22 protein-coding genes are annotated in these 25,861 nt (G+C 64.6%); 12 read left to right on the forward strand and 10 right to left on the reverse strand.

Annotated elements, in window-relative coordinates; all coding sequences use genetic code 11:
- The first annotated feature begins 149 nt into the window (after nucleotides 1-149).
- The 3 genes from H9529_RS05705 to cbiB all read left to right on the forward strand — a co-directional run bounded on the left by H9529_RS05705 (nucleotide 150) and on the right by cbiB (nucleotide 4,541).
- A complete protein-coding gene (locus H9529_RS05705) occupies nucleotides 150-1,937 on the forward strand; it encodes a PAS-domain containing protein (protein WP_092890825.1) in 1,788 nt (595 codons plus the stop codon).
- 655 nt (nucleotides 1,938-2,592) lie between these two features.
- On the forward strand, nucleotides 2,593-3,579 hold the full coding sequence (locus H9529_RS05710; protein WP_092890828.1) for a phosphotransferase enzyme family protein: 987 nt from the start codon (nucleotides 2,593-2,595) through the stop codon (nucleotides 3,577-3,579).
- Nucleotides 3,570-4,541 carry an adenosylcobinamide-phosphate synthase CbiB gene (gene cbiB / locus H9529_RS05715; protein WP_092890831.1) on the forward strand — a complete coding sequence of 324 codons (972 nt, stop codon included), beginning with the start codon at nucleotides 3,570-3,572 and terminating at the stop codon, nucleotides 4,539-4,541. Before H9529_RS05710 ends, cbiB begins: the two co-directional genes overlap by 10 nt.
- 10 nt (nucleotides 4,542-4,551) lie before the next feature.
- Here cbiB and H9529_RS05720 read toward each other — a convergent pair whose 3' ends face one another.
- A complete protein-coding gene (locus H9529_RS05720) occupies nucleotides 4,552-5,499 on the reverse strand; it encodes an ABC transporter ATP-binding protein (RefSeq protein ID WP_092891094.1) in 948 nt (315 codons plus the stop codon).
- 115 nt (nucleotides 5,500-5,614) lie between these two features.
- On the opposite strand from H9529_RS05720, the gene H9529_RS05725 reads away from it, so the two are divergent.
- Entirely contained in the window at nucleotides 5,615-5,809 is a 195-nt protein-coding gene (locus H9529_RS05725) for a zinc-finger domain-containing protein (RefSeq protein ID WP_092890834.1), read from the forward strand.
- Nucleotides 5,810-5,918: 109 nt separating this feature from the next.
- On the forward strand, nucleotides 5,919-8,720 hold the full coding sequence (gene polA, locus H9529_RS05730) for a DNA polymerase I (protein WP_092890837.1): 2,802 nt from the start codon (nucleotides 5,919-5,921) through the stop codon (nucleotides 8,718-8,720).
- 191 nt (nucleotides 8,721-8,911) lie between these two features.
- Here the strand turns inward: polA and H9529_RS05735 are convergent, their stop codons facing one another.
- Nucleotides 8,912-10,012, reverse strand: coding sequence for a zinc ABC transporter substrate-binding protein (locus H9529_RS05735; protein ID WP_092890840.1), 1,101 nt, complete (start codon nucleotides 10,010-10,012; stop codon nucleotides 8,912-8,914).
- A gap of 75 nt (nucleotides 10,013-10,087) precedes the next feature.
- Here H9529_RS05735 and H9529_RS05740 point away from each other — a divergent pair, with 75 nt between their 5' ends.
- The 3 genes from H9529_RS05740 to H9529_RS05750 all read left to right on the forward strand — a co-directional run bounded on the left by H9529_RS05740 (nucleotide 10,088) and on the right by H9529_RS05750 (nucleotide 12,285).
- Entirely contained in the window at nucleotides 10,088-10,585 is a 498-nt protein-coding gene (locus tag H9529_RS05740; protein ID WP_092890843.1) for a Fur family transcriptional regulator, read from the forward strand.
- Nucleotides 10,582-11,367, forward strand: a complete 786-nt coding sequence (locus tag H9529_RS05745; RefSeq protein ID WP_092890845.1) for a metal ABC transporter ATP-binding protein — start codon at nucleotides 10,582-10,584, stop codon at nucleotides 11,365-11,367. The genes H9529_RS05740 and H9529_RS05745 overlap by 4 nt, the downstream gene beginning before the upstream one ends.
- 108 nt (nucleotides 11,368-11,475) lie before the next feature.
- Nucleotides 11,476-12,285: a metal ABC transporter permease gene (locus H9529_RS05750; protein WP_092890847.1), complete on the forward strand. Its 810-nt coding sequence runs from the start codon at nucleotides 11,476-11,478 to the stop codon at nucleotides 12,283-12,285.
- A gap of 137 nt (nucleotides 12,286-12,422) precedes the next feature.
- Here H9529_RS05750 and H9529_RS05755 read toward each other — a convergent pair whose 3' ends face one another.
- The 7 genes from H9529_RS05755 to H9529_RS05785 all read right to left on the reverse strand — a co-directional run bounded on the left by H9529_RS05755 (nucleotide 12,423) and on the right by H9529_RS05785 (nucleotide 20,980).
- Complete coding sequence (locus tag H9529_RS05755) at nucleotides 12,423-13,355, reverse strand: 2-hydroxyacid dehydrogenase (RefSeq protein ID WP_092890849.1); 933 nt, start codon at nucleotides 13,353-13,355, stop codon at nucleotides 12,423-12,425.
- On the reverse strand, nucleotides 13,352-14,500 hold the full coding sequence (rodA, locus tag H9529_RS05760) for a rod shape-determining protein RodA (RefSeq protein WP_092890851.1): 1,149 nt from the start codon (nucleotides 14,498-14,500) through the stop codon (nucleotides 13,352-13,354). Before rodA ends, H9529_RS05755 begins: the two co-directional genes overlap by 4 nt.
- Nucleotides 14,501-14,641: 141 nt before the next feature.
- Nucleotides 14,642-16,585, reverse strand: coding sequence for a penicillin-binding protein 2 (gene mrdA, locus H9529_RS05765; RefSeq protein ID WP_092890853.1), 1,944 nt, complete (start codon nucleotides 16,583-16,585; stop codon nucleotides 14,642-14,644).
- Nucleotides 16,582-17,121, reverse strand: coding sequence for a hypothetical protein (locus H9529_RS05770; RefSeq protein ID WP_092890855.1), 540 nt, complete (start codon nucleotides 17,119-17,121; stop codon nucleotides 16,582-16,584). The genes mrdA and H9529_RS05770 overlap by 4 nt, the downstream gene beginning before the upstream one ends.
- Nucleotides 17,114-18,076 carry a rod shape-determining protein MreC gene (mreC, locus tag H9529_RS05775; protein ID WP_092890857.1) on the reverse strand — a complete coding sequence of 321 codons (963 nt, stop codon included), beginning with the start codon at nucleotides 18,074-18,076 and terminating at the stop codon, nucleotides 17,114-17,116. The genes H9529_RS05770 and mreC overlap by 8 nt, the downstream gene beginning before the upstream one ends.
- Before the next feature lie 99 nt (nucleotides 18,077-18,175).
- On the reverse strand, nucleotides 18,176-19,213 hold the full coding sequence (locus tag H9529_RS05780; protein WP_092890859.1) for a rod shape-determining protein: 1,038 nt from the start codon (nucleotides 19,211-19,213) through the stop codon (nucleotides 18,176-18,178).
- Between the two features lie 198 nt (nucleotides 19,214-19,411).
- Nucleotides 19,412-20,980, reverse strand: coding sequence for a 2-isopropylmalate synthase (locus tag H9529_RS05785; protein ID WP_092890861.1), 1,569 nt, complete (start codon nucleotides 20,978-20,980; stop codon nucleotides 19,412-19,414).
- A 321-nt stretch (nucleotides 20,981-21,301) separates the two neighbouring features.
- Between H9529_RS05785 and H9529_RS05790 the strand changes: the two genes are divergently transcribed.
- Nucleotides 21,302-21,967, forward strand: coding sequence for an SDR family NAD(P)-dependent oxidoreductase (locus H9529_RS05790; RefSeq protein ID WP_092891096.1), 666 nt, complete (start codon nucleotides 21,302-21,304; stop codon nucleotides 21,965-21,967).
- Entirely contained in the window at nucleotides 21,961-23,490 is a 1,530-nt protein-coding gene (locus H9529_RS05795) for a cryptochrome/photolyase family protein (RefSeq protein WP_092890863.1), read from the forward strand. The genes H9529_RS05790 and H9529_RS05795 overlap by 7 nt, the downstream gene beginning before the upstream one ends.
- An 18-nt stretch (nucleotides 23,491-23,508) precedes the next feature.
- Here the strand turns inward: H9529_RS05795 and H9529_RS05800 are convergent, their stop codons facing one another.
- Entirely contained in the window at nucleotides 23,509-24,102 is a 594-nt protein-coding gene (locus H9529_RS05800; RefSeq protein WP_092890865.1) for a MarR family winged helix-turn-helix transcriptional regulator, read from the reverse strand.
- 102 nt (nucleotides 24,103-24,204) lie between these two features.
- On the opposite strand from H9529_RS05800, the gene H9529_RS05805 reads away from it, so the two are divergent.
- Both H9529_RS05805 and H9529_RS05810 read left to right on the forward strand, forming a co-directional pair.
- Nucleotides 24,205-25,059 (forward strand): RNA polymerase factor sigma-32, encoded by an 855-nt coding sequence (locus H9529_RS05805; protein ID WP_092890867.1) that lies wholly within the window; start codon nucleotides 24,205-24,207, stop codon nucleotides 25,057-25,059.
- Nucleotides 25,060-25,335: 276 nt separating this feature from the next.
- Nucleotides 25,336-25,728, forward strand: a complete 393-nt coding sequence (locus tag H9529_RS05810) for a VanZ family protein (protein ID WP_143033522.1) — start codon at nucleotides 25,336-25,338, stop codon at nucleotides 25,726-25,728.
- The last annotated feature ends 133 nt before the right edge of the window (nucleotides 25,729-25,861 follow it).

Genomic DNA, 25,861 nt, shown 5'->3' on the forward strand with positions numbered 1-25,861 from the left:
CGCACGTCAAGGATATCAGGCCCGATCTTTGAGCGGCTGTCCCGCCCCCGGGCCTGATCCCCTAATTCTGTCGCCAAACTTAACCCGCCGTTAACTAATCTGCGGAATTCTGCACGTGCAAACACGGATACACGCAAAAGGATTCGCCCATGGAATCGCCCCTCGCCCTTGCGGGACTGCTGGTCGGGACATCGGCGCTCACGTCATTTGGGGTGCTGTGCCTGATGGCGATCTGGCTCAAACCAAAGGTGGCACCGGGAATTGCGCCGGGGCAATACAATGGTAATCAGGCGGTTTTTGTGTTTGATGACACGCGCCTTGTCGATTGCAACGACACCGCCGCCGAAATCCTGCGTGACGTCCGCCACTTGGGCGTGCTGGTTGCGCCGGTCCATGAAGACGGGCGTGCGCCGTCGCCCGACCAGACCGAGTATGCCAAGCTGCTGCGCAAGATCTCGGCCTATTTCCCGGATTTTGAGCAGCAAGCGTCCACGCTGGCCCAGACCGGCGAAATCAGCCTGACGGCGACCGGCGACATCGGCATGTCGCTGCGCGCGGTCTGGCGGCGCGGGCTGGCGCATATCATTCTGGAAGATACCCGCGCCGAAGGTGGCAAGGCCACGCTGGACCGCCTGACCTATCAGGCGATGGAGGATGAGCTTGCCGCCCTGCGCGCCCTGACGGATGACGCACCGGTACCGATGTGGCGCGAAGATCCCACGGGCGCGATCGTCTGGGGCAATTTGGGCTATCTGGATCTGGCGCAACGGCTCGACGGGCGGGGGGACAATGCGCTGATCTGGCCGCTGCCACGTGTTTTCCCCCAGCCGCCGATGACTTTGGATGGCGTCCCAGAAGGCACGTTCCGCGCCGAGGTCGCCCTGCGCGATACCCCTGAAGATGCCGAACAGACGCTGGCCTTCGACATCACCACCCCCGCACAGGGCGCGGCGCGGGTGGGCTATGCCCTGCCGGTGCTCGGCGACGCGCCCACGGACCTGACGCGCCGTGACCTGGTGCAGACGCTGGCGCGCGCCTTCACGACGCTGCCGGTGGGACTTGCGGTCTTCGACGAGAAACGGCGCCTTCAGGTTTTCAACCCTGCGTTGACTGACCTGACTGGTCTGCCGACCGAATTCCTGCTGTCACAGCCTGGGTTCGACCGCTTCCTGCACCAGATGCGCGAAAAACGGATGCTGCCCGAGGCTGCGGATTTCACCACCTGGCGCGCACAATTGCTGGCGGTGGAGCGTGCTGCGGATTCCGGCCAGTACGAAGAGAACTGGACGCTGGCAGACGGGCGCACGTTCCATGTCACCGGCCATCCGCAGCCAGGCGGCGCCATCGCGCTGTTCATCGACGACATCAGCACCGATGTGGCCTTGGCCCGGACCTTGCGCGCAGCAGTTGATACCGGGCAGGCAGTGCTGGACGCGCTGGGGGATGCGGTGGTTGTATTCTCGGCCAAGGGCAGCGTTGTGATCGACAATGCCGCGTATCGCGCCCTTTCGCCCGCTGACACGGCGTCTGGGCTGCATGCGTGCTCGATCACCCAGGCGCTGGGGCTTTGGCGTGCGGCCTTTGGCGCGCAAACCGCCCTCGACCGGGTCGAAGCGGCGCTGCGCGCCCGCATCGAGATCCCACAGCAGCACATTCTCGACACGCCGGGGGGGCAAAGCGTTGCGGTATCGACAACGGGCCTTGGCAATGGCCAGATTCTGGTGCGGTTCCATGCGCCGCAGATTGTGCGCGAAGCCGGGCCTTTCGCGCATGCTACCCGCGACGGCAACTCGGACGCGCCGTCCCGAACGGCCCTCCGTAACGGCCCCCTGATCCCTGCCGCTGTCGCAGCCGCGGCGCGCGCGCCCGTCACCCCACCACCGCACCGCCATATCAAAGTGCGTCATTCCAGCAACCGCGCCGATACCAACGCCTGAGGCGTTGCCCGCCGACGGGAAGTACAGAAACAAAAAGCACGAAGACAGCCGGACCATCTAAGAGACAGGGCAAAAGTTGGAGGGTGCGCGCGAAAAGCTGTAGAATGAAAAGCGCGGAAAATGAGAACGCGTTTAGATAAATTGACAAAGTGCGAAAAGGTTGGCCCCGGCGAGCGCCGCTGACATCGGCCACTCAGGGTCGGTTCAGACCGCGTGTCCGATCCGACACCAAAACCAGCCCGTCAGCAAAACAAGGAAATCACGCCGGGGTCGATACCGGCAGACTTGGTGATACGGCACCAACCGCAACCGGGCGCATGGCGCTGCCCATACGGCGGACCGCGCGGCGCGAACCACCACACCAAACGACAGAGCATCACAGCAGTTCGCGTCAGACCCGCTCCGGCAGTCAAGACCAGACACCCACCCGCGTCTGTGGCACAAGGCACCCATGCTCATCCCGACGCCACGACGCCACGAAGCCACGACGCCACGACGCCACGACGCCACGACGCCGCGAAGCCCGACCCCACCACCTCCGGTTCCGTCACGCACCAAACCCGCGCGACACACTTGACCATGGCGGTTGCCTGCCGCATGTCGTGTCGGGGTTCGCCTGAGGCGTCCCACCCTGACCCCAACCATCCGAGGCGCAATGACCCCCGACCTACTGCACCCTTTCCTGCACCTCTGGGGCCTGCCCGCCACCGCCCGGGTCACGCTGATCAATGTGTCGGAAAACCATACATTCCGGGTGCAGGCACCGGGACGCGACCTTGTGCTGCGGCTGCACCGGGCGAGCCACCGCTCAGACGCGCAGATCGCGTCAGAACTGGCCTGGCTGGACGCGCTGCACGACGTCAAACCCCTGCGCTGCGCCCGGCCACTGCGCGCCGAGAACGGTGCAGCGTTGCAACATATCATGACACCGCAGGGCCCGCGCCAGCTGGTGGCGTTTGAGTGGATCGAAGGGGCAGAGCCTTCGGTTGGCCCGGGCTTGCGCCGTTGGTTCCCGGAACTCGGCGCACTGACAGCCCGCCTGCACCAGCACGCGCACCACTGGGCGCGCCCGGCGGATTTCACCCGCGACCGATGGGATATTGCGGCCATTCTGGGGCCGGAACCGGCGTGGGGCCGCTGGCAGGACGCGCCCGGCCTGACACGCACCGGCATCGACACATTGGACGCGCTGTCAGCGCATCTGACCGAACGGCTGACCGCCTATGGCACCGCCCCAGCGCGCTTTGGACTGGTGCATGCCGATCTGCGGCTGGCAAACCTTCTGACCGACGCGCGCGGGCTGAACGTGATCGACTTTGACGATTGCGGCTTCAGCTGGTGGATCTACGATTTCGCCGCCGCCGTCAGCTTCATCGAGGAAGACCCCGCGCTGCCCGATCTGGCGCAGGCTTGGGTCGCGGGATATCGCGGCATCGCCGACCTGCCTGACGCCGATGTGGCGATGCTGCCCGATATGGTGATGCTGCGTCGGCTGCTACTGACCGCCTGGCTGGGCACGCGCGCCGACAGCGACACCGCCGGGCAATTCGGCGGCTCAGCCTATACCGAGGGCACTGTCCGGCTGGCCACGCGGTATCTGGCGCAGGGTGCGGTCGGCGCCTGGGACCGACCATGGCCCTGACGCTTGTGTTGACCCTGATCGCCATGACGGCAGAGCGCGCCTTTGGCTACCCCGACCGGCTGTTTCGCGCCATCGGCCACCCCGTAACGTGGCTGGGCGCGCTGATCGGCGCGCTGGACAGGCGCTGGAACATCGCAGCGGCCCCGGCATCCACCCGCCGCCGCAGGGGTGTCTATCTGGTGCTGGTGCTGCTGGCTACGGCCGTGATTCCGGGTGCTGTGTTGCATGTGGCGGGCGCAAGCGGATGGGCCGCGCTGATCGGCGTGGCCGTGCTGACCTCCAGCCTGATCGCACAGAAAAGCCTGGCCGATCACGTCGTAAAGGTGGCCGAGGGGCTGGAGCGTGGACTTGAAGACGGTCGCGCCGCTGTGTCGATGATCGTCGGGCGCGACCCCGACCGGCTGGACGAAGCCGGCGTCGCCCGCGCGGCGATTGAAAGCCTGGCCGAGAATTTCTCGGACGGGGTGACCGCGCCCGTCTTCTGGCTGGCGCTGGCAGGCCCGGCGGGCGGCCTGGGCTACAAGGCGATAAACACCGCCGACAGCATGGTGGGCCACCTGACGGACCGGCACCGCGATTTCGGGCGCGCGGCAGCAAAGCTGGATGACTTGATCAACCTGCCAGCGTCGCGGCTGACGGGGGCGGCGATCATACTGGCGGCTTTCGTGTCGCCTGGCATGTCGGGGCGGGGGGCAGCCCGCGCGATCCGGCGCGACGCGCGCCACCACAAATCCCCCAACGCAGGCTGGCCCGAGGCCGCGATGGCCGGGGCGCTCGGCATCTCGCTGGCCGGGCCACGCTATTACCACGGCGTGCTGATCGAAGATGGCGAGATGAACGCCGGCGGCCGCCGCGCCTTGGGTGCCGCCGACATCCGCTGCGCGCTGCAGCTCTACTGGCGCGCAGACGCGGTGATCTTTGTCACGCTGGCGCTGGTGCTGGCCGGGGTGCTGCTGGTCTGAGCCACCGCGATCAAGCTGCCTTGTTCGAGGTCAGCGCCAGGAACACGTCCTCCAGATCGGGGTGCTCGCTGGCGATGTCGCTGATCGTCACGCCGGCCGCCTGCACAACGCCCAATATCTCGCCCGCCGTGGTGGTGGACCTGCTGTAGCTGAAGGCCAGCGCGCCGTCAGCCCGCCGGTCGAGCGTCACGCCTTCGGGCAGCGTCAGGTCCGCAACATCGCCGGTCGGGTAGATCACCAGCGTTTTCTTGTCCAACCGGCCCAACAGCGCCGACGTCTTGTCGCGCACCACGACCTGCCCGTGGTTGATGATGGCGATCTCATCGCACATCTGTTCAGCCTCTTCGAGGTAATGCGTGGTCAGGATAATCGTCATGCCCTGTTCGTTCAGGCGACGCACATTGGCCCACAGCATCTGCCGCAGTTCCAGATCGACCCCGGCGGTGGGTTCGTCCAGCACCAGGATATGCGGGTGGTGGACCAAGGCCTTGCCCAGCAGCAGGCGCCGCCGCATGCCCCCTGACAGGGTGCGGGCATAGGCTTCGGCCTTGTCCTCCAGCCCGATCAGGCGCAAGATCTCATCGGTGCGGCGTTCGGACTTTGGCACGCCATATAGCCCCGCCTGCACGTCGAGCGCGCCGCGCGGGGAGAAGAACGGGTCCATGTTCAGCTCTTGCGGCATGACGCCAATGGCCGCGCGCGATTGGCGCGGGTTGTGGTCCTGATCGAAGCCCCAGATCCGCACCTGCCCGGCAGTCTTGGTGACAAGCCCGGCCAGAATGTTGATCAGCGTCGATTTCCCTGCGCCATTCGGCCCCAGAAGCCCAAAGATCGAGCCTGCCGGGATCGACAGATCGACGCCGCGCAGCGCGTGCTTGTCCGGCGCGCCCTTTGCGCCGCTATAGGTTTTCTGCAAGCCGGTGATCTCAATCGCCTGCTGGGTTGCCTGTTCAGTCATGTCTGTCTCTTTCTCAAGATGCGGCCGCCGCAATCCCTTGTCCGTCTGCGTCAGTCCGCTATGATGGCGCAACATCTAAGCCGCCCAGCCCCCATCTGCAAGGAACACCCCAGCCATGACCCCACGTCCCGCCTTTGACGCCCCGGAAACCGAAGTGGTCACCGTGTACCGCGTCTCTTGCGACGGCGGAGAAGGGGCAATGGGCCACCCGCGGGTCTGGCTGTCGATCCCGCATGAAACCGGAATGGTCGAATGCGGCTATTGCGACAAGCGATTCATCCACGAAGACCACGTCGCGCAGAAGGACTGACGCCCCCCGGCGCGGCGCCCGGGCCCCAACGTCGCCATGTTCCCCCAGCGCATTGCGCCGCCACACGCGGGCCGGTCAGGCCCGGCATTTACTGCAAGGAAAACCGCGCATGAGCTTTGGCAAAGGCAGCCACCTGCACCTGATCGACGGGTCGGCTTTCATCTTTCGGGCCTATCACGCCCTGCCGCCGCTGACGCGCAAATCCGACGGGCTGCCGGTGGGCGCGGTTGCTGGCTTTTGCAACATGCTGTTCAAATATGTCGAGGGCAACACCGGCCCCGATGCGCCGACACATGCGGCCGTGATCTTCGATTTCTCTTCCAAGACTTTCCGCAACGACATCTATCCCGAATACAAGGCCAATCGGCCCGAGTTGCCCGAAGACCTGCGCCCACAATTTCCCCTGACGCGCGATGCGACGCGGGCTTTCAATATCTCTTGCATCGAGGTTGAGGACTTCGAGGCCGACGACATCATCGCCACGCTTTCCTGTCAGGCGCGCGATGCCGGTGGGCGGGTGACGATCATTTCCAGCGACAAGGACCTGATGCAACTGGTCGGCGACGGGGTGGAAATGCTCGATGCGATGAAAAACAAGCGCATTGGCCCCGATGAGGTGGCCGAGAAATTCGGCGTGCCGCCCAACCGGGTGATCGATGTGCAGGCACTTGCGGGCGATAGCGTGGACAACATCCCCGGCGCGCCCGGCATCGGCGTGAAAACTGCCGCGCTTCTGATCAACGAATACGGCGATCTGGAAAGCCTGCTGGCGCGCGCGGCCGAGATCAAGCAGCCCAAACGGCGCGAGACGCTCATCAATTTCGCTGATCAGATCCGTATCTCCAAACGCCTTGTCACGCTGGATTGCACGATGCCGCTGGATATGACGCTGGAAAGCATGGAAGTGCGCGAACCCGATCATGGCACGCTTCTGGAATTCCTCAACGTGATGGAATTCCAGACTCTGACCCGGCGGGTGGCCGACAAGGCGGGCGTAACACCCCCTGCCCCGCCCGCGCCAGCGGTGACCCTGCCCGATGCCGCCCCGGAGGCGCCGGACGCCGCCCTGCCCATCGACCCCGCCGCCTATGAAGCGGTGCGCGACATCGACGCTCTGCACGCATGGATCGACATGATTTATGAACAGGGCCATGTCGCAGTTGATACCGAGACCACAGGGCTGGATGAAATGCGCGCCGATCTGGTGGGTATCTCGCTGGCCACGGCACCGGGGCGCGCCTGCTACATCCCGCTGCTGCACCGGACGGGGGGCGATGACCTTTTTGCGGACAACACGCTAACCGAGGGGCAGATCCCGTTGGAAGACGCGCTGCGCCTGTTGAAACCCGTGCTGGAAGATCCGTCGATCCTGAAGATCGGCCAGAACATGAAATATGACGCAAAGATGTTCGCACGCAACGGGATCGCCATTGCGCCGATCGACGACACGATGCTGCTGTCTTATGCCTTGCATGGCGGTTTGCACGGGCATGGTATGGATGCGCTGTCGCAGACCTATCTGAAACACATACCGATCCCGATCAAATCGCTTCTGGGGTCGGGCAAGGCCGCGATCACCTTTGACCGGGTGCCTGTGGATGACGCGGTGCGCTATGCTGCCGAGGATGCCGATATCACCCTGCGGCTGTGGCACCTGTTCAAGCCCCGCTTGCACCGAGCCCACGTGACCACGGTCTACGAGACAATGGAACGCCCGTTGATCCCGGTGCTGGCGCAGATGGAAATGGCGGGCATCGAGGTAGACCGCGAGGTGTTGTCGCGCATGTCCAACACATTCTCGCAGAAAATGGCGGCGCTGGAGGCTGAGATCCACGCGCTTGCGGGCGAAACCTTCAATGTCGGTAGCCCCAAGCAACTGGGTGAGATCCTTTACGACAAGATGGGGCTGCCAGGCGGCAAGAAGGGCAAGACCGGCGCCTATGCAACCGGGGCCGATGTGCTGGAAGATCTGGCCACGGAACACGACCTGCCGGGCCGGGTTCTGGACTGGCGGCAGCTGTCAAAGTTGAAATCGACCTATACCGATGCTTTGCAGGACCATATCCACCCCGACACCGGGCGGGTGCATACGTCTTATGTGATCGCGGGGGCGAATACCGGGCGGCTCGCATCGACCGATCCGAATTTGCAGAATATCCCGATCCGGTCAGAAGATGGCCGCCGCATCCGCACGGCCTTTGTCGCGCCGAAGGGCAAGAAGCTGATCGCGCTTGATTACAGCCAGATCGAGTTGCGTATCCTGGCGCATATCGCGGATATAGAGGCGCTGAAGCAAGCTTTCCGCGACGGGCTGGACATTCATGCCATGACGGCATCCGAAATGTTTGGCGTGCCACTGGACCAGATGACACCGGATGTGCGTCGGCAGGCCAAGGCAATCAACTTTGGTGTGATCTACGGTATTTCGGGCTTCGGTTTGGCGCGGAATCTGCGCATCCCGCGCGGGCAGGCGCAGCAGTTCATCGATACCTATTTTGAGCGTTTCCCCGGCATCCGCGACTACATGGATGCGACCGTGGCTTTCGCCAAGGACCACAAGTATGTGGAAACGCTTTTCGGGCGGCGGATACATACCCCCGAGATCGACGCGAAGGGCCCCGGCGCAGGCTTTGCCAAACGCGCCGCGATCAACGCGCCGATTCAGGGCACTGCCGCCGACATCATCCGCCGCGCCATGATCCGGGTGCCGGACGCCATCGCCGATCTGCCCGCAACGATGCTGTTGCAGGTGCATGACGAACTGGTGTTCGAGGTCGAGGAAAGCGCGGTGGAGGACACGATTGCCGTCGTGCGCGGAGTGATGGAAGGCGCCGCCCATCCGGTGGTGCAATTGGCTGTGCCTTTGGTGGTCGATTCGGGTATCGGCGACACATGGGCAGAGGCACACTGAACCCGCGCTGAGGCCGGTGTCCATGGGCCCGGCCCAGCCTGCCCCACACACCCCCTTGAAAAATATTGCGGCCCTGTGGGCAGCATCAACGCGGTGCGCCCTGCGGCCACATATGAGAGGCCCCGCGATCTCTGACAGAGATCGCGGGGCCGCCAAGGCATAGCCTCGCACTGCCGCTCACGGCTCCGGGCTTAGTGGTCGTGGTCGTGGTCGTGGTCGATGCATTCCACAATGGTATTGGCAAGCGTGGTGAGAACCGAGGCATACAGTTCCTGCGGCGGGCCGTCATAATTCACCCCTGCGGGGTCCAGCATCTCGCCCACGCGGACATCCGAGCCTTCGACCACGACATCGACATAGCGCGCGCTGTGGTTGACCTCGGGGAAGATGCAGACCACGCCCTGGTCTGCAAGGCGGCCACGCAGTTCGGCCAGCCGCGCGGCCCCCGGGGCGGCGGCATCGCTGAGCGCGATGGTACCCGCGATGTTCAGGCCAAACTGCCCGACAAAGTAGCCGTAGGCATTATGGAACATGACAATCGGCGCATCCGCCGCCGGGGCCAGCGTTGCCTGCAGATCCTGCGTCAGGGCGTCGATACCGGCGATGGCCGCATCGGCGTTCTGGCGGTACGTCTCCATATTTTCAGGATCCTGCGCACCGAGGGTCGCGGTGATCTGTTCCAGCCACAGCTTGCCATTGTCGGTGTTCAGCCAGGCATGGGGGTCAGTGCCATCATGATCGTGGCCCTCATGGTCGTGACCCTCGTGGTCATGGCCCTCGTGGTCGTGGCCCTCGTGATCGTGGCCCTCGTGATCTTGGACCTCATGATCGTGACCCTCATGGTCGTGGCCCTCGTGTTCGTGGCCCTCGTGGTCGTGGCCCTCGTGGTCATGACCCTCATGGTCATGGCCCTCGTGATCGTGACCTTCATGGTCGTGCGCGTCATCCTCCCCGAACGACGCCAGATGCAGCCCCTCGACGGCCAGCAGGCTGACGGCCTTGTCAGCGACATCCATCCCTTCCAGCGCGCGTTCCAGCCAGGGCGTGAACTCAGGCCCGACCCAGAAGACCACATCAGCTTCGGTCAGGTTGGTTGCCTGGCTGGGGCGCAGCTGAAAATTATGCGGGTCGGCGCCGCGGTCCAGCAGCAGTTCCGGAGTGCCCAGGTCACCCATCACCTGTGCCACCAGCCCATATACAACGGGCGTATCGGCCACGACACGCGGGACATCGGCTGTAGCGGCGACCGGTAGCGCCAGGCTGGCGCAAATAAGTGTAATAGGGTAACGCATAGCTAATCCTCTTGGTTTCTCGCCCACAGCCTATATATGTTACGTTACAACATAACAATACCTTCGGAGTCCCGAATGCCGAACACCCCCGTTCATCCCGCACGCGCTTTTGAGACGCATGACCACGACGCCTGCGCCGGGGACACATTGGCGCGGGCGGAACAAGCCGTGCGCGATCAGGGCGGGCGGATGACCCCGGTCAGGCGGCGCACGCTGGAGATCTTGCTGGAAGAACACCGCGCCATGGGGGCCTATGACGTGTTGCAGCGGCTGGCGACGGACGGGTTCGGGCATCAGCCTCCGGTCGCCTACCGGGCGCTGGAGTTCCTGGTGGAACACGGGCTGGCGCACCGCATCCGGCGGCTGAACGCCTTTACCGCCTGCATGCACCCGGGGGACGCGCATCAGGCGGTGTTCCTCATTTGCCGTCAGTGCGATTCGGTGGCTGAAGCACGCGAAGACGCCGTGCGCACCGCCCTGAATGCCGCCAGCGCGGCGTTGGGGTTCGAGGTGGAGCGCGCGAGTATCGAAGCCTCGGGCCTGTGTCCCAAGTGCCGGGACGCGGGCGCATGAGCCTGTTGAGTGCAGAGGGGCTGAGCGTGACCTATGGCGGCGTCACCGCGATCCGGGATGTGGACTTCACGATCGGGCGGGGCGAGATCGTCACTGTGGTTGGCCCCAATGGATCAGGGAAATCGACATTTCTGCGCGCGCTCCTCGGGATGATCCCGGCAATGGCCGGTAGCGTCACCCGCGCGCCGGGCTTGCGCATCGGCTATGTGCCGCAGCGACTGCATATCGACGCCGCCCTGCCGCTGCCGGTGCGCCGATTCCTGTCGCTGCCGGTGCGAAACAGCGCAGCGGACATGGCGCGCGTGCTCAAACAGGTCGGTGTGCCCGATGTCGCCGATCAGGACATGGCGGGCCTGTCGGGCGGGCAGTTTCAGCGCGTGCTGCTGGCGCGCGCCCTGCTCACGAAACCCGATATCCTGGTGCTGGATGAGCCAACGCAAGGGCTGGACCAGCCCGGGGTGGCGGCATTCTACCGGCTGATCGAAGAGATGCGGGCGACGCTGGGCTGCGCGGTGCTGTCGGTCAGCCACGACCTGCATGTGGTGATGAGCGCGTCGGACCGGGTGATCTGCCTCAACGGCCATATTTGTTGCGAGGGGGCACCGCGCGTCGTCTCGAACGCGCCGGAATACCGCGCGCTGTTCGGGCTGGGCACCGGCGGCGCGCTGGCACTGTACCAACACGACCATGACCACGATCACGACGGGGGGGCGCATGGACATGCACACGCGCATGACCCAGACACGCGGGACGATGCGCCACAACAGAATGCGCGCGCATGACCGAGGGCAAGCGCACAGGCGCGCACCCATGCCTGCCGCCCCGCATCCCGCAGAGCCGTGCGGCAACCGGTCGCGCGCAACCGCAGATCAAGCAGAGCGAGACACATCATGCTGGATGATTTCTTGGTGCGCGCGCTGATCGCCGGGCTGGCGGTCGCGCTGGCCACCGGGCCTTTGGGCTGTTTCGTGGTCTGGCGCCGCATGGCGTATTTCGGCGATGCCACGTCGCACGCCGCAATCCTTGGCGTGGCGCTGGCGCTGGGGTTTGCAGTCTCGGTCTTTGCGGGCACGCTATTCGTGGCCCTTTTGATGGCGATGATCGTCAGCACGCTGGCCGGGCGCGGCTGGGCGATGGATACCACGCTGGGCGTGCTGGCGCATTCGTCGCTGGCGCTGGGATTGGTGGCGGTCTCATTCCTGCCGGGCGTCCGGGTGGATCTGAGCGCCTATCTGTTCGGCGACATCCTCGCCGTGTCGCGCGCCGATCTGGCGGTGATCGTGCCGGGCGCGCTGGCCGTCGCGGCGCTAGTGATCTGGCGCTGGCGCGCGCTGCTGACCGCGACCCTGTCCGAAGATCTGGCCCATGCCGCAGGCCTGCACCCCGCGCGCGAGCGCTTGGTGCTAACCGTCGCACTGGCTGTGGTGGTCGCGGTATCAATCAAGGTCGTGGGCGCGCTTCTGATCGCGGCCATGCTGATCATCCCCGCCGCCACGGCGCGCAATTTCGCCCGCACCCCCGAGGGGATGGCCGCCATGGCGGTAGGCATCGGCGCATTGTCGGCTCTTGGCGGGTTGCGCCTTTCGCTGAGCTATGACACCCCCGCAGGCCCCAGCATCGTCGCCATCGCCGCAGGCCTCTTCGCCGGATCGGTCGTGGCGCGCACGCTGTGGCAACAGGTAAGGGCGGCGCGCGGCTGAGGCGGGGCGCGGCCGCGCCAAAACTTGCTATGAAAAGCGGCGGCCGTTTCAGGTGCAGTCTGCACGGGTCAGGGCGCATCTTGACGATATAGCGGCCCCGCGCATGACCCGGCCGATCCCGCCCCGGTAGCGGGGCCTCAGTACCCTGTGGCCGGATCGACCCGGTGCACGAAAGGCTGGCCCGCCTGCCCCCGCACGATATTATCGACGATGACCTGCGCCGCACTGTGCGGCCGGGTTTCGGCGGCGATGTGGGGGGTGACGGTCACGCGCGGATGCGCCCAGAACGGATGCTCGGCGGGCAAAGGTTCCATCCGGAAGACATCCAGCGTGGCATGCGCCACCTGCCCGCTGTCCAGTACAGCCAGCAGCGCGTCATCATCAATCAGATGGCCGCGCCCGGGATTGATGAGGCGCGCGCCGCGTGGCAGCAACGACAGGCGGTCCGCGTCCAGCAGGTTCTCGGTCCCCGGCGTGCGGGGCAGCAGCGTCACCACGATCTCGGCGCGCGACAACACATTCTGCAAGCCTTCCGGCCCGGCATGGCAGGTCACGCCCGGAACCGTGCGCGCCGTGCGCGCCCAGCCATCCACGGCAAAGCCCAACCCCGCCAACGCGCGCGCGCAGGTCTGCCCCAGCGCGCCCAGCCCGAGCATGGCCACCTGGCGCTGCGATGCCAGCGGCGGCGCCTCTGGACGCCAAACGCCGTCTTGCCGGGTGATATGGTCATCAAGGCCAAGGTGATAGCGCAGCACATGACCCGTCACATATTCCACCATGCCCTGCGTCAGCGCGGGGTCCACCATGCGGCACAGCGGCTGGTGTAACGTCGGATTGCCCACGATCCGTTCAACCCCGGCCCAAAGGTTCAGCACCGCGCAGCAGCGGGTAAAAGGGCTGAAATCAGTCAGCGCGCTGCCGGGCGCATAGACGATGTAATCCACCGTCTCTGGATCAGCCTCACGCGTCAGCACGGCGTTCAGCCCGGCGGCATCCAGCGCATCTATCAGGGGCGCGCGATAGTTGTTCCACAGGGCGTCACCCGGTGCGAACAGAATGGTCAGGGTCATGAACGCTCTCTCGGTCGGTGGATATGCGCGCTTTGTACCAGACCGAAGGCGATCATCAACACCACCATGGCCGAGCCGCCATAGGACACCAGCGGCAGCGGCACCCCCACGACCGGGGCCAGCCCCATCACCATAGCCATGTTCACGCCGAAATAGAGGAAGAACGTCGAGGCGACGCCGATCACCAGCAACGCGGCGAAGCGGTTGGTGGTCTTCAGCGCGGTGAAGAAACAAAAGCCCAGGATCAGGATGTACAGCACAAGAAGCGTCACACCGCCGATGAAGCCAAATTCCTCGGCCAAGGTGGTGAAGATGAAATCGGTCTGTTTCTCGGGCAGGAAGTTCAGCTGCGATTGCGAGCCCTGCATGAAGCCGCGCCCCGACCAGCCGCCAGAGCCCAGCGCGATCTTCGATTGGCTGATGTGGTAGCCCGCGCCCAACGGATCGATCGTAGGGTCCAGAAACGCGTCGATCCGGCGATACTGATAATCTTGCAGGACCTGCCATTCGGTCCCGCGCGACACCATCACCGCAGCAATCAGTCCAACCCCCAGCCCGATCACGACGGCGAAATAGATCCAGCTGACACCGGCGGCAAAGATCACTGCCCCGCTGCCCAGCAGCACCAGAAGGGCGGTGCCAAGGTCGGGCTGGCGCAAAATCAGCCCGGCCGGGACCAGCACGATCAACACCGCCAACAAGACCCACACCGGGCGCGAGGTCCGTTTGATGTCCAGCCAGTCGTAATAGGCGGCCAGCGCCATCACCACTGTGATCTTGGTCAGTTCGGAAGGTTGCAGCCGGATCGGCCCAATCTCCAACCACCGCTGCGCGCCCATGCCCACGGAGCCGAAGAACTCTACCCCCAGCAGCAAAAGCACCGACAGCGCATAGGCCAGCGCCGCCATGTTGCGCCAGAACCAGACCGGCACGAAGGCCACGACAAACATCAAGACCAATGCGAAACCGAAGCGCTGCATCTGCGGCTCTGCCCAGGGAGTGAAGGACCCGCCCGCGACGGAATAGAGCATGAGGAAGCCGACACATGCCACAGCGATCAGCAAGACCACCAGCGGCCAGTTCAGGTGCAGCACCTTGGCCACGCCCGTCGGCGTGCGGCGCACGGTGTATTCAAGATAGCTCATGCCCGTTTTCCCACGATCTGGCCCGCCGTGCTTTGACCTGCCGCAATCCACAATGTCGCGGTGACGACTGCCCGCCCGGAGCACATCCCACCCTTCAGCCCATGGGCCCACGTGCCGCCAAAAATCCGCGCCATGCTGACCCTACGCACGGTCCGCACCCGGCGGTGTGCTTTGGGACATGCGCTGTTGCAACTCGCGCTGCTGCGTTTCGATCCGGTTGCGCTGCGGTGTCGGATAGGCGCTGAGCGGCGGCATCCCGCCACTGAGCGCTGCCAGCACCAGATCGCGCCCGATGGGGGCTGCGGCGGAGGAGCCGCCACCGCCATGTTCCACCACCACGCTGACCGCGATGCGGGGCGCGATGTCGGGGGCGAAACCCACAAACAACGCGTGGTTGCGGCGGTTCCACGGCAGATCCTCTTGGCTGCGCAACCCCGCCGCGCGTTCGGCGGCGGTGATCGAGAACACCTGGCTCGTGCCGGTTTTGCCCGCCATGCGGTAATCCGCTTCGACAATGCGCGACGACCAGGCAGTGCCCCGCTGCGTGTTGCAGACATCCGACATGCCTCGGCGCACCAAGTCGATCCAACTGGGGTCCAGATCCAGTCCTTTCGCGACCTCGGACACCTGTTCCACACCGTTGATCGACCGCACCAGCCGGGGCAGCACGGCGGTGCCACTGGCCAGCCGCGCGGTCATCACCGCCAGTTGCAAGGGCGTGGACAGCACGAAGCCCTGCCCGATCGAAGCATTGACGGTGTCACCCACCATCCAGGGCGCGCCGCGCCGCGCCTGTTTCCATTCGCGCGTCGGATTCAACCCGGATTGTACCGCCGACATGGGCAGATCATAGCGGATGCCCAGCCCCAACCGCTCCGACATTTCGTTGATCTTGTCGATACCGACGCGCTGCGCCATCTCGTAGAAATACACATCGCAAGATTCCGAAAGCGCCGAGACCATGTTGACCCGGCCATGCCCGCCGCGCCGCCAGCAGTGGAACCGCGTGCCCGACACATCCATGTGCCCCGGGCAATAGACACGTTCATCCGGGGTGGTTTCGCGGGCCTGCAGCGCGGCCAGCGCCGTGACCATCTTGAAGGTCGATCCGGGCGGATACATGCCCTGCACCGTCTTGTCGGCCAGCGGGCGGTATGGGTCGTCCAGCAAGCCCTGGTAATCGGGCACCGAGATGCCGCGGACAAAAAGGTTGGGGTCAAAGGTCGGGGCCGAGGCCATGGCCAGAAGGTCGCCATTATGCACATCCATGACCACGGCAGCCGCGCTTTCCCCGCCCAGCCGCGCCTGTGCGAAGTTTTGCAGCCGGTGGTCCAGTGTCAACTGCGCATTCACGCCCGCCACACCTTCGACACGGTCCAGTTCGCGCATGACCCGCCCGACCGAGTTCACCTCGATCCGACGCGAACCGGCGCTGCCGCGCAAGCTGTCCTCCAGCGCGCGTTCGACCCCGATCTTGCCGATCTGAAAACGCGGGATCTGCAAGACCGGGTCGGGGTTTTCCAATGCCTCCAGATCGCGTTCGGACACCGGGCCGACATAGCCCACCACATGGGCGAAATCGCCGCGCAGCGGATAGCTGCGCGACAGGCCAACCTCTGGCGTGATGCCGGGCAGCGCGGGGGCATTGGCGGCCACGCGCGCCACCTCTTCCCAGCGCAGGCGGTCGATGATCGTCACTGGCACGAAAGAGCGGTTGCGAAGCAGGTCGCGGCGCGCGCGCTCGATATCCTCATCGCTGAGCGGGACCAAACGGCGCAGACGGGCCAGTGCCGCATCAATATCGCCCGCGTCTTCGCGCACCATGACGATACGGTAATTCTGTTCATTGCCCGCGATCAACACGCCATTACGGTCGTGGATCAGGCCGCGCGCTGGCGGGATAAGGCGAATGTTGATGCGGTTCTCGTCAGCCAGCAGACGGAACTGGTCGGCCTGTTTCACCTGCATCTGCCGCATACGCCAGACCAGCGTGCCCGCCACGGCAAGCTGAAGCCCGCCCAGCACTGCCGCACGGCGCGAGATCATCGCAACACTGGCCGATTTGTCCTTGTCGGAACGTTTCATACCCGTCTTCCGATCGCATCCACTTCGCCCGTGGCGGGTTTGCGGACATTGAACACAAAATGCGAGACCATCACCACCACCGGATAGGCCACGACTGTGCCGATAAACTGCCCCATGCTCAACCCCAGCGGAGCCTGCGGGACCATCACAATCGCGAGGATGACACGATACGCCAAAGTCATCGCCAACAAGACAGCACTGACAATCGCCAATTCAAGCACAATCGTCACGCCACGCAAACCCGCACCGCGACGGCGCAGGAATTCCGATCCCAGCAAAACCAGCAGCGCCCAGAGCCCTGGCGGGCGCAACAGCAGCAGATCCTCGGCAAAGAACACCGCGCCAATCACCAGCGCGGGCAAGTAATCAGGGCGGCGCAGCACCCAGGCGAAAGTCAGGCAGACCAGTAGGTTGGGCATGGGCCAAGTGTCCGGGGACAGGCCCAGCGGCAGCAACCGCATGAACAGCGACACCACAACAATGCACAGAAACAGCGCGGTAAACACCAGCGGGCTGGTCGGCTTGCCGTTAGCCATCACGTGCAGGCCGGGCGGGCGCGGTGCCGTCGAAAGCAGGTTGTTCCGGGGCCGGCATGTCGGGCGCGGCAACCGGCGCTGCGGGGGCCGGGGCATCTTCGGGCAACAGAAGCCCACCAGTTTCCAGAACGCGGTCGATCTGGCGCGATCGCAGGACGCGCAGGAAATCCAGCCTGCCGTAATCCGCCGCCAGCCGCACCCGCAAGCGGCGGTCGGTATCCATTGCGACCTCACCCACCAAAAGGCCTGCCGGGAACACGTCGCCGTCATCAGACGACACCACGCGGTCGCCGGGCCGCACGTCATCGGTGTTTTCCAGGAAGTCCAGCAACGGCATCGGCCCGGTATCGCCGGTCAGGATGGCCCGCATGCCCGAGGGCTGCACCACCACCGGCACCCGGCTGGCGCTGTCAGTCAGCAAAACCACGCGCGCCGATTGCCGCCCGATGCCCGAAATCCGCCCCGCAAGGCCCAGCCCGTCCATCACCGCCCAGCCGTCCTGCACCCCGTCGCGCGCCCCCACGTTCAGAAGCACCGATTTGCGGAACGGTGAGCCGCTATCGGCGAGCACGACGCCAGTGATATGGGTCAGTTGCGGTTCGAGCCGCACCTGGTTGAGGTCGAGGAGTTGCGCGTTGCGCTGTTCCAATTGCAACGCCGCCTCGCGCCAAGCGCGCATCTGCTGCAACTCGCGCCGCAATTCCTGGTTTTGTTCGTAAATGCGCGTGTAAGACCGAAAGTTTTCCAGCATCCCCACCGCTTTCGTCACCGGCAACAGGGCCCAATCAAAGCTGGGTACCACCCGGTCCACCACGGCTGCGCGGAACTGTTCGACCCGCGGGCTGTCGATGCGCCAGACCAAAAAAACCGCGACGAAAAGGCCAATCATACAGCCGATCAGCAAACGTCTGACCGGGCGCACAAAATCTTCGTCGGCGTTACGGTCCTGAGCCAAAGCGACCCTCTCAGTCAGTCACGGTAGCGCGCGGAGGCGCGCAGGTGCTCATCAGCGTCATCGCACGTCAGCTATCAAGGCTGACGGCTTGCACAGCTGTCAGCTTTCATAGTCAATTGCATGACGCAGCTGTTTTTCGTATTCCAGCGCCTTGCCGGTGCCCATGGCAACGCAGTTCAGCGCCTCATCCGCGACCGAAATCGACAGGCCCGTCTGTTCCCGCAGCGCCAGATCCAGCTCGGCCAAAAGCGCGCCGCCGCCGGTCAGCATGACGCCCCGGTCCACAATGTCGGCGGCCAGATCAGGCGGCGTGGTTTCCAGCGCCATCATCACCGCCTCACACATCGTGGTGACGGTTTCGGAAAGCGCTTCGGCCACCTGTCCTTGGGTGATCTCGGTTTCCTTCGGCACGCCGTTCAGCAGATCGCGACCGCGCACCTGCATCGACTTGCCGCGCCCGTCATCGGGCATCCGCGCGGTGCCGATGGTGGTCTTGATGCGTTCGGCAGTGGACTCGCCGATCAGGAGGTTCTGCTGACGGCGCAGGTAGTTGATGATCGCCTCATCCATGCGGTCGCCGCCAACGCGCACGGACCGCGCATAGACGATGTCCCCAAGGCTCAGCACCGCAACCTCGGTCGTGCCGCCGCCGATATCGACCACCATGCTGCCGGTGGGATCAGTGATCGGCATACCCGCGCCGATGGCTGCCGCGATGGGTTCCGAGATCAGGCCTGCGCGCCGCGCACCTGCCGACAACACCGACTGGCGGATCGCACGTTTCTCCACCGGCGTCGCGCCGTAAGGCACGCAGACGATGACCTTCGGTTTGCTGAAGGTGGCGCGTTTGGTGACCTTGCGGATGAAATGCTTTATCATCTCTTCGGCTACGTCAAAATCGGCGATGACGCCGTCGCGCATCGGGCGGATCGCCTCGATGCTACCGGGCGTGCGGCCCAGCATCAGCTTCGCATCCTCGCCCACCGCCAGCACCTGCTTGCGCCCGTCCTTGATGTGGTAGGCGACGACCGAGGGTTCATTGAGGATGATCCCACGCCCCTTGACGTAGATCAGCGTGTTCGCCGTCCCAAGGTCAATGGCCATGTCCGACGAAAACAAGGAGGGGAAAGCGAACATGCCGAAGGGTCCTGTCATGGGCTGAATAGATGCACCGCCCCATCCGCTTGGTGCTGCAGGGCGTCCGCCCCTTATAGGCGCTGGTCCGGGCCGGGGTAAAGGGGCGGCGCTTGCCCGATCGGCGCATATCCGCTGCAAAAACCGCCCCCCGGCACGCCCCGCCCTTCACGATATGGTCACGCACCGGTCGCCGGGTGCCTAGCCCGCTGTCTGCATCAGTTCCGAGAGATTGCCGCGGTGCTTATGCAGAATCAGTTTGTTCAGCGCGTTGACATAGGCCTTGGCCGAAGCGACGACCGTATCGGTATCCGCAGATTGCCCGGTATAGGTCCGCCCATCCTGTTCCAGCCGCACACTGACAGTTGCCTGCGCATCCGTGCCCTCGGTCACCGCATGGACTTGGTACAGCTGCAACCGCGCGCCGTGCGGGAAAAGCATTTTCACCGCATTGAATGTCGCATCCACCGGACCGTCGCCAGTGGCATCAATGCTGTGATCCACGCCCTCGATCGCCAGGGTCAGATCGGCCTCTTGCGGGCCTTCGGTACCGCAGATAACGCGCAGCTTGCGCACTTGCAGGTAATCATGTTCGGCATTGGTGGCACTGTCTTGCATCAACGCGATCAGATCGTCGTCGTATACTTCCTTTTTTCGGTCGGCCAGCGCCTTGAAGCGGACGAACACGTCCTTCAGTTGGTTGTCCCCCAGCTCATACCCCAGATCCGCCAGTTTGGAGCGCAGCGCAGCGCGACCCGAGTGTTTACCCATCACCAAATTGGTGGCCGACAGCCCGATATCGGCGGGACGCATGATCTCGAAGGTTTCCGAGTTCTTCAACATCCCGTCTTGGTGGATGCCGGATTCGTGGGCAAAGGCGTTCTTGCCCACCACCGCCTTGTTGAACTGCACCGGAAACCCCGAAACCGTGGCGACCAGACGCGAGATCTGCATGATCCGCGTTGTATCAATTCCGGTACGGTAGGGCATGATGTCGTTGCGCACGCGCAGGGCCATCACCACCTCTTCCAGCGCGGTATTGCCCGCGCGCTCGCCCAGACCGTTGATGGTGCATTCGATCTGGCGCGCCCCGGCCTCGACCGCCGCCAGGGCATTCGCTGTCGCCATGCCCAGATCATTGTGACAATGGGTGGCGAAGGTGATGGCGTCGGCACCCGGCACGCGTTCCAGCAGCATGCGGATCAGTGCGGCGCTTTCACGCGGCGCGGTATAGCCCACAGTGTCGGGAATGTTGATCGTAGTGGCGCCCGCCTTGATCGCGGTCTCTACCACGCGGCACAGATAATCATGTTCCGTCCTTGTGGCATCCATCGGCGACCATTGGATATTGTCGCACAAGTTGCGCGCGTGGCTAACGGTGTCGTGGATCTTCGCAACCATACCGTCCATATCCAGCGCCGTTATATCGCGGTGCAGCGGCGAGGTGCCAATGAAGGTATGGATGCGCGGCTGGGCTGCGTGTTTCACGGCCTCGTAGGCGCGGTCAATGTCGTTGAAATTCGCGCGCGCCAGCCCGCAGATCACGGAGTTTTTCGACAGGCGGGCAATGTCGGCGACGGCTTCGAAATCGCCCTCGGAGGCGACGGGAAACCCGGCCTCGATCACATCGACGCCCATGTCATCCAGCAGGGCAGCGATTTCCAGCTTTTCAGCATGGCTCATGGTGGCGCCAGGGCTTTGTTCGCCGTCGCGCAGGGTGGTGTCAAAAATGATGACGCGGTCTTGGTCTGCATTGGTCGCGATGGTCATGGTGAAATCTCACTTATGGTCTTAGCCGGGAATTTGGGGTTCGGGCGCTGGTCACCTCTGAGCGGTCGCGCCCAAGGGCACGCTCAGAGGCGGCTAAGAAGAAGGCCCGCGCGAACATCACGGCACACACCCCAAACGGGGGTGCCTCCGACATCCGCGATGTGTGCGTTCTGTACCATGCCCGCGACTATACGGCGCATGACGGAAAAGAAAAGTCCGAAAATGCCCCTCCGCGCGGCAGCACGCAGGCAGATCAGCGGGGGGCAGTTGATTGCCGTCGCCCCACCCCTACCTGAGGTCCTGAAACAATGGGAACATGACATGATGCAGGCATTGGTGATCGGGGCGTCGGGGGGAATCGGGGCGGCGCTGTGCGACGCGCTGGCCGCGCGCGGGGCGCAGGTGACCCGGTTATCGCGCCGGGCCGATGGGCTGGACATCACCAGCGAGGCGTCGGTCGCCGAACATCTCGGCGCGTTGACCGGCCCGTTCGATATGGTGTTGGTCGCCACAGGCGCGCTGGAAATCGGCGCGAATGGCCCCGAAAAATCGCTGCGCCAGCTGTCAGCCGAGGCGTTGAGCGCGCAATTCGCCCTTAACGCCATTGGCCCCGCGCTGGTGCTGAAACACGCCCTGCCCCTGTTGGCGCGCGACCGGCGCGCAGTGTTCTGCGCGCTTTCGGCGCGCGTCGGCTCCATCGGCGACAACCGCGCGGGCGGCTGGTATTCGTACCGCACCGCCAAGGCCGCACTGAACCAGTTGATCCATTCCGGCGCGATCGAACTGGCGCGCAGCCACAAGGATGCAATCTGTGTCGCGCTGCACCCCGGCACGGTCGCGACACCCTTTACCGAGAAATACCTGGGCCGCCACCCGGCCGTGCCACCACCAGAGGCTGCGGATCGCATCCTTGGCGTGCTGGACGGCCTGACACCCGCAGACACGGGCGGGTTCTATGACTGGGCTGGCAAGGTGGTGCCGTGGTGACACGGCTGATCTTGATCCTCGGCGATCAACTGACCGATACCATCGCCGCCCTGCGCGCCGCCGACAAGGACCGCGACGTGGTTGTGATGGCCGAAGTCTGGGCCGAAGCCACCTATGTGCCGCACCACCCCAAGAAGATCGCCTTCGTGCTGTCGGCCATGCGCAAATTCGCAAGCCGTCTGCGCGATGCGGGTTGGACCGTCGCCTATACCCGGCTGGATGACGCCGACAACGCAGGTTCGATCGCCGCCGAACTGCTGCGCCGCGCCGATGCAACGGGAGCGAAGGACGTCATCGCGACCCAGCCCGGCGAATGGCGGCTGATCGCGGAACTCGATGCGCTGCCGCTGAAGGTCACGCAACTGCCCGACGACCGTTTCATCGCCACCAACGCAGAATTCGCCAAGTGGGCGGAAGGACGCAAGACGCTGCGGATGGAGTATTTCTACCGCGAGATGCGGCGCAAGACCGGGCTTTTGATGGACGGCGACCAGCCCGCAGGCGGGCAATGGAATTTCGACCACGACAACCGTAAACCCGCCAAGGGCGGGCTGTTCGGCAAAGCCCCGCTGCGCCATGATCCCGACGATGTGACAGCGGCGGTTCTCGATCTGGTCGCGGACCGTTTCGGCGACAACTTCGGCTCCCTGCGCCCGTTCTGGTTTGCAACGGATCGCCGGGGCGCGCTGGCCGCGCTGGACCATTTCATCACCCATGCCCTGCCAGAATTCGGCGCCTTTCAAGATGCGATGCTGGCGGATGACCGCTTCCTGAACCATGCGGTGATCGGCCTCTACCTCAACATCGGGCTCTTGCTGCCGCTGGAGGTTTGCGAAGCGGTGGCCAAGGCCTATGCCAGGGGCGAAGCGCCACTGAATTCCGCCGAAGGGTTCATCCGCCAGATCATCGGCTGGCGCGAATTCGTGCGGGGCATCTATTTCCTTGAAGGGCCCGACTATGCGTCGCGTAACGCGCTGGGGCACGACCGCGCCTTGCCGGCGCTGTACTGGGGCGCGGAAACCCGGATGAACTGCCTGTCCCACGCCGTCGCGCAGACCCGGGAAGAGGCCTATGCCCACCACATCCAACGCCTGATGGTAACTGGCAATTTCGCGCTGCTGGCGGGCATCGACCCCGGCGCGGTGCATGAATGGTACCTCGCGGTCTATGCCGATGCGTTCGAATGGGTGGAGGCGCCCAATACCGTCGGCATGTCGCAATTTGCCGACGGCGGTGTAGTGGGGTCGAAGCCTTATGTGTCGTCCGGGGCCTATATCGACCGGATGTCCGATTATTGCGGCGGCTGCGCCTACAAGGTGAAGGAAAAGACCGGGCCGGATGCCTGCCCGTTCAACCTGCTCTACTGGCATTTCCTGCTGCGCCACCGCGCGCGGTTCGAGGGCAACCCCCGCATGGGCCAGATGTACCGGACATGGGACAAGATGGATGCGGGGCGGCGCAAGGCCGTCCTGTCAGACGCAGATTCTTTTCTGAACCGACTATCAGCGGGCGACACGGTCTAGCGCATCAACCCTGATTTTTCAGCCCTCGCTTCGTTGCGGTAGCGGCCGGAAATCGACGCAGAGCTGCCCCATCTCGGCCGCCATCAACCCCGACTGGGTGCAATGGCAATAAGCGTCGCGCGCGCCCTCTTCGCAATGGCCACAATCGCGGCAATTGCCGAACATCGGGGTTGCCCGCTTACGCGCCAGCGCAGCCGTCGCGCGCTGCAAGGCAGTGGCGAAACTGGTGCGCAGATCGGCCGGCAGATCGGCCAGAACGGCGGCCAGTTCGGCCAGCGGATCATCTTGCAGCCGCGCCTGCCCGGCCTCGGTCACCTCGAAAAGCGCGCTGCGCCCATCAGAAGCATTGGCCTGCCGCGACAACAGCCCCAGCGCCACCAGCGACTTCACGGTCTGCGATGCGGTGCCCCGCGTGGTCGCGTGAAACTGCGAAAACGCGGATGGCGTGCGCGAGAACCTGTTGGCCCGCGCGAAATACCGCAGCGCGGTCCATTGCGCAGGCGTCAGCTCCCCGGCAGCGGCCCCGCTTTGCGCGACGCGGGCGAGGTGCAAGATCAACTCGGCGCAATCGGCGCCGGGAAGGAGGTCAGAGGGGTTACACGCGTTTGACATGGAGGGGAGGTAAGTCTCAAACCGTCACTTGACAAGCCACCAGCCACTTAGTAGCGTTTCGACACCAAATAGCGTCGAAGCAAAATCAAAAGGAGGCCTGCAATGGCCGCGCGCGATCCCTACACCAGCCAATACATCCGCCACACCATGGGCCATGAGATGCTGGATGCCGACACCGAACACACCCTCGCGCTGGCATGGCGCGATGAGCGGGATGAGGCTGCGCTGCACCGTCTGATCCGCGCCTACGCACGGCTGGCAGTGTCGGTCGCGGCCAAGTTCCGCCGCTATGCCGTCCCGTTCGAGGACCTGATCCAGCAAGGCAACCTGGGCCTGATGCGCGCCGCCGAGAAATACGACCCTGACAATGGCGCCCGCTTTTCGACCTATGCGGTCTGGTGGATCCGTGCCTCGATGCAGGAATATGTGATGCGCAACTGGTCGATGGTGCGCACGGGCACCAATGCCTCGCAGAAAAAACTGTTCTTCCACATCCGCCGGATGCAGACGAAGCTGGAACAGGACCCCACACGGTCTGAACCAATCTCGACCGTGATGGCACGGGAATTCGACGTGCCTGAGGCACAGGTGGAGATCATGCTGGGCCGCATGTCGGGGCAGGACCTGTCACTGAACACGCCGCAAGGCCCGGATGAGGACGGGCGCGACTGGCTGGACACAATCGCCGATACCGCGCCCGCAACCGAAGACCAGGTGCTCGGCCAGATGGAGACGACGCGCCGTCGGGGCCTGTTGCACGATGCCATCAGCGCCCTGCCCGACCGCGAACGCAGCATCGTCGAACAGCGTCACTTGGCCGATGCGCCGCGCACCCTGACCGAACTGGGCGCGGAAATGGGCATCTCGAAGGAACGGGTGCGCCAGTTGGAAGAACGCGCGCTGCTGCGCGTCACCGCGCATATCCGCAATCACGACAGCGCGCCCGAAATGGCGTAATGCGCAAGCGCGCCGTCCCGGCTGGCCACGCTGGCCGGTCGGGTGCGCCGGACCTATGTGATCCGACATCGCAGCCGAGACGCAGACTGCACCCTCAGGTTCGCGTGCGGCTGCGGCTGTGGTCAAGGCCGCAGGCTGCCCAACCGCGCGCCGCAACCACACCCCTACGCAGAGTTTACCGCACCAGATCGCGGCGGCGCATTGCCAGCCCGGCCTGCAACCTCTACGCCTGTGGGTAACAAATTTGCGTCACGGCGCCAGCGAGAGGAAGATGCTTTGAACAAGACTGCCAGATCCATGGGACTGGTCACACGGGCCATATGGCTTAGCCTGGTGCTGGCTGTCATCGTTGGTGTGGCCACGCTGATGCCCGTATCGTCACTGCCCGACGCGGTGCCGGGCAGTGATAAGCTGCACCACCTGCTGGCGTTCGCCGCCCTCGCCTTTCCGATGATCGCCGCACGCCCGGCAAACGCCTTGTGGGTGCTGCCAGTCGTGGCAGGTTACGGCGGTGTGATCGAGCTCATCCAGCCGTATTTCGGACGGCAAGCGGAATGGGTCGATTTCTTCGCCGATGCCGCCGGTGCCCTGTCGGGCGGCCTTGCGGGATGGCTGGCTCATGTCTGCTTCCGGCCCAACCGCCCCCCATTGGCGCAAGCGACAGACTGACCTAGACCGCTGATGCTGGATGTGGGTTGACGCAGGGGAACCCGGGCCGCTCAGCACAATGCCCCCCCTTCGGCCCAGTACAAACAAGGCACGCAACCCTCGGCGGCGGCGCAGTAAGCACCGCCGCGAACGA

This window comes from Roseicitreum antarcticum, assembly GCF_014681765.1.
Taxonomy (GTDB): domain Bacteria; phylum Pseudomonadota; class Alphaproteobacteria; order Rhodobacterales; family Rhodobacteraceae; genus Roseicitreum; species Roseicitreum antarcticum.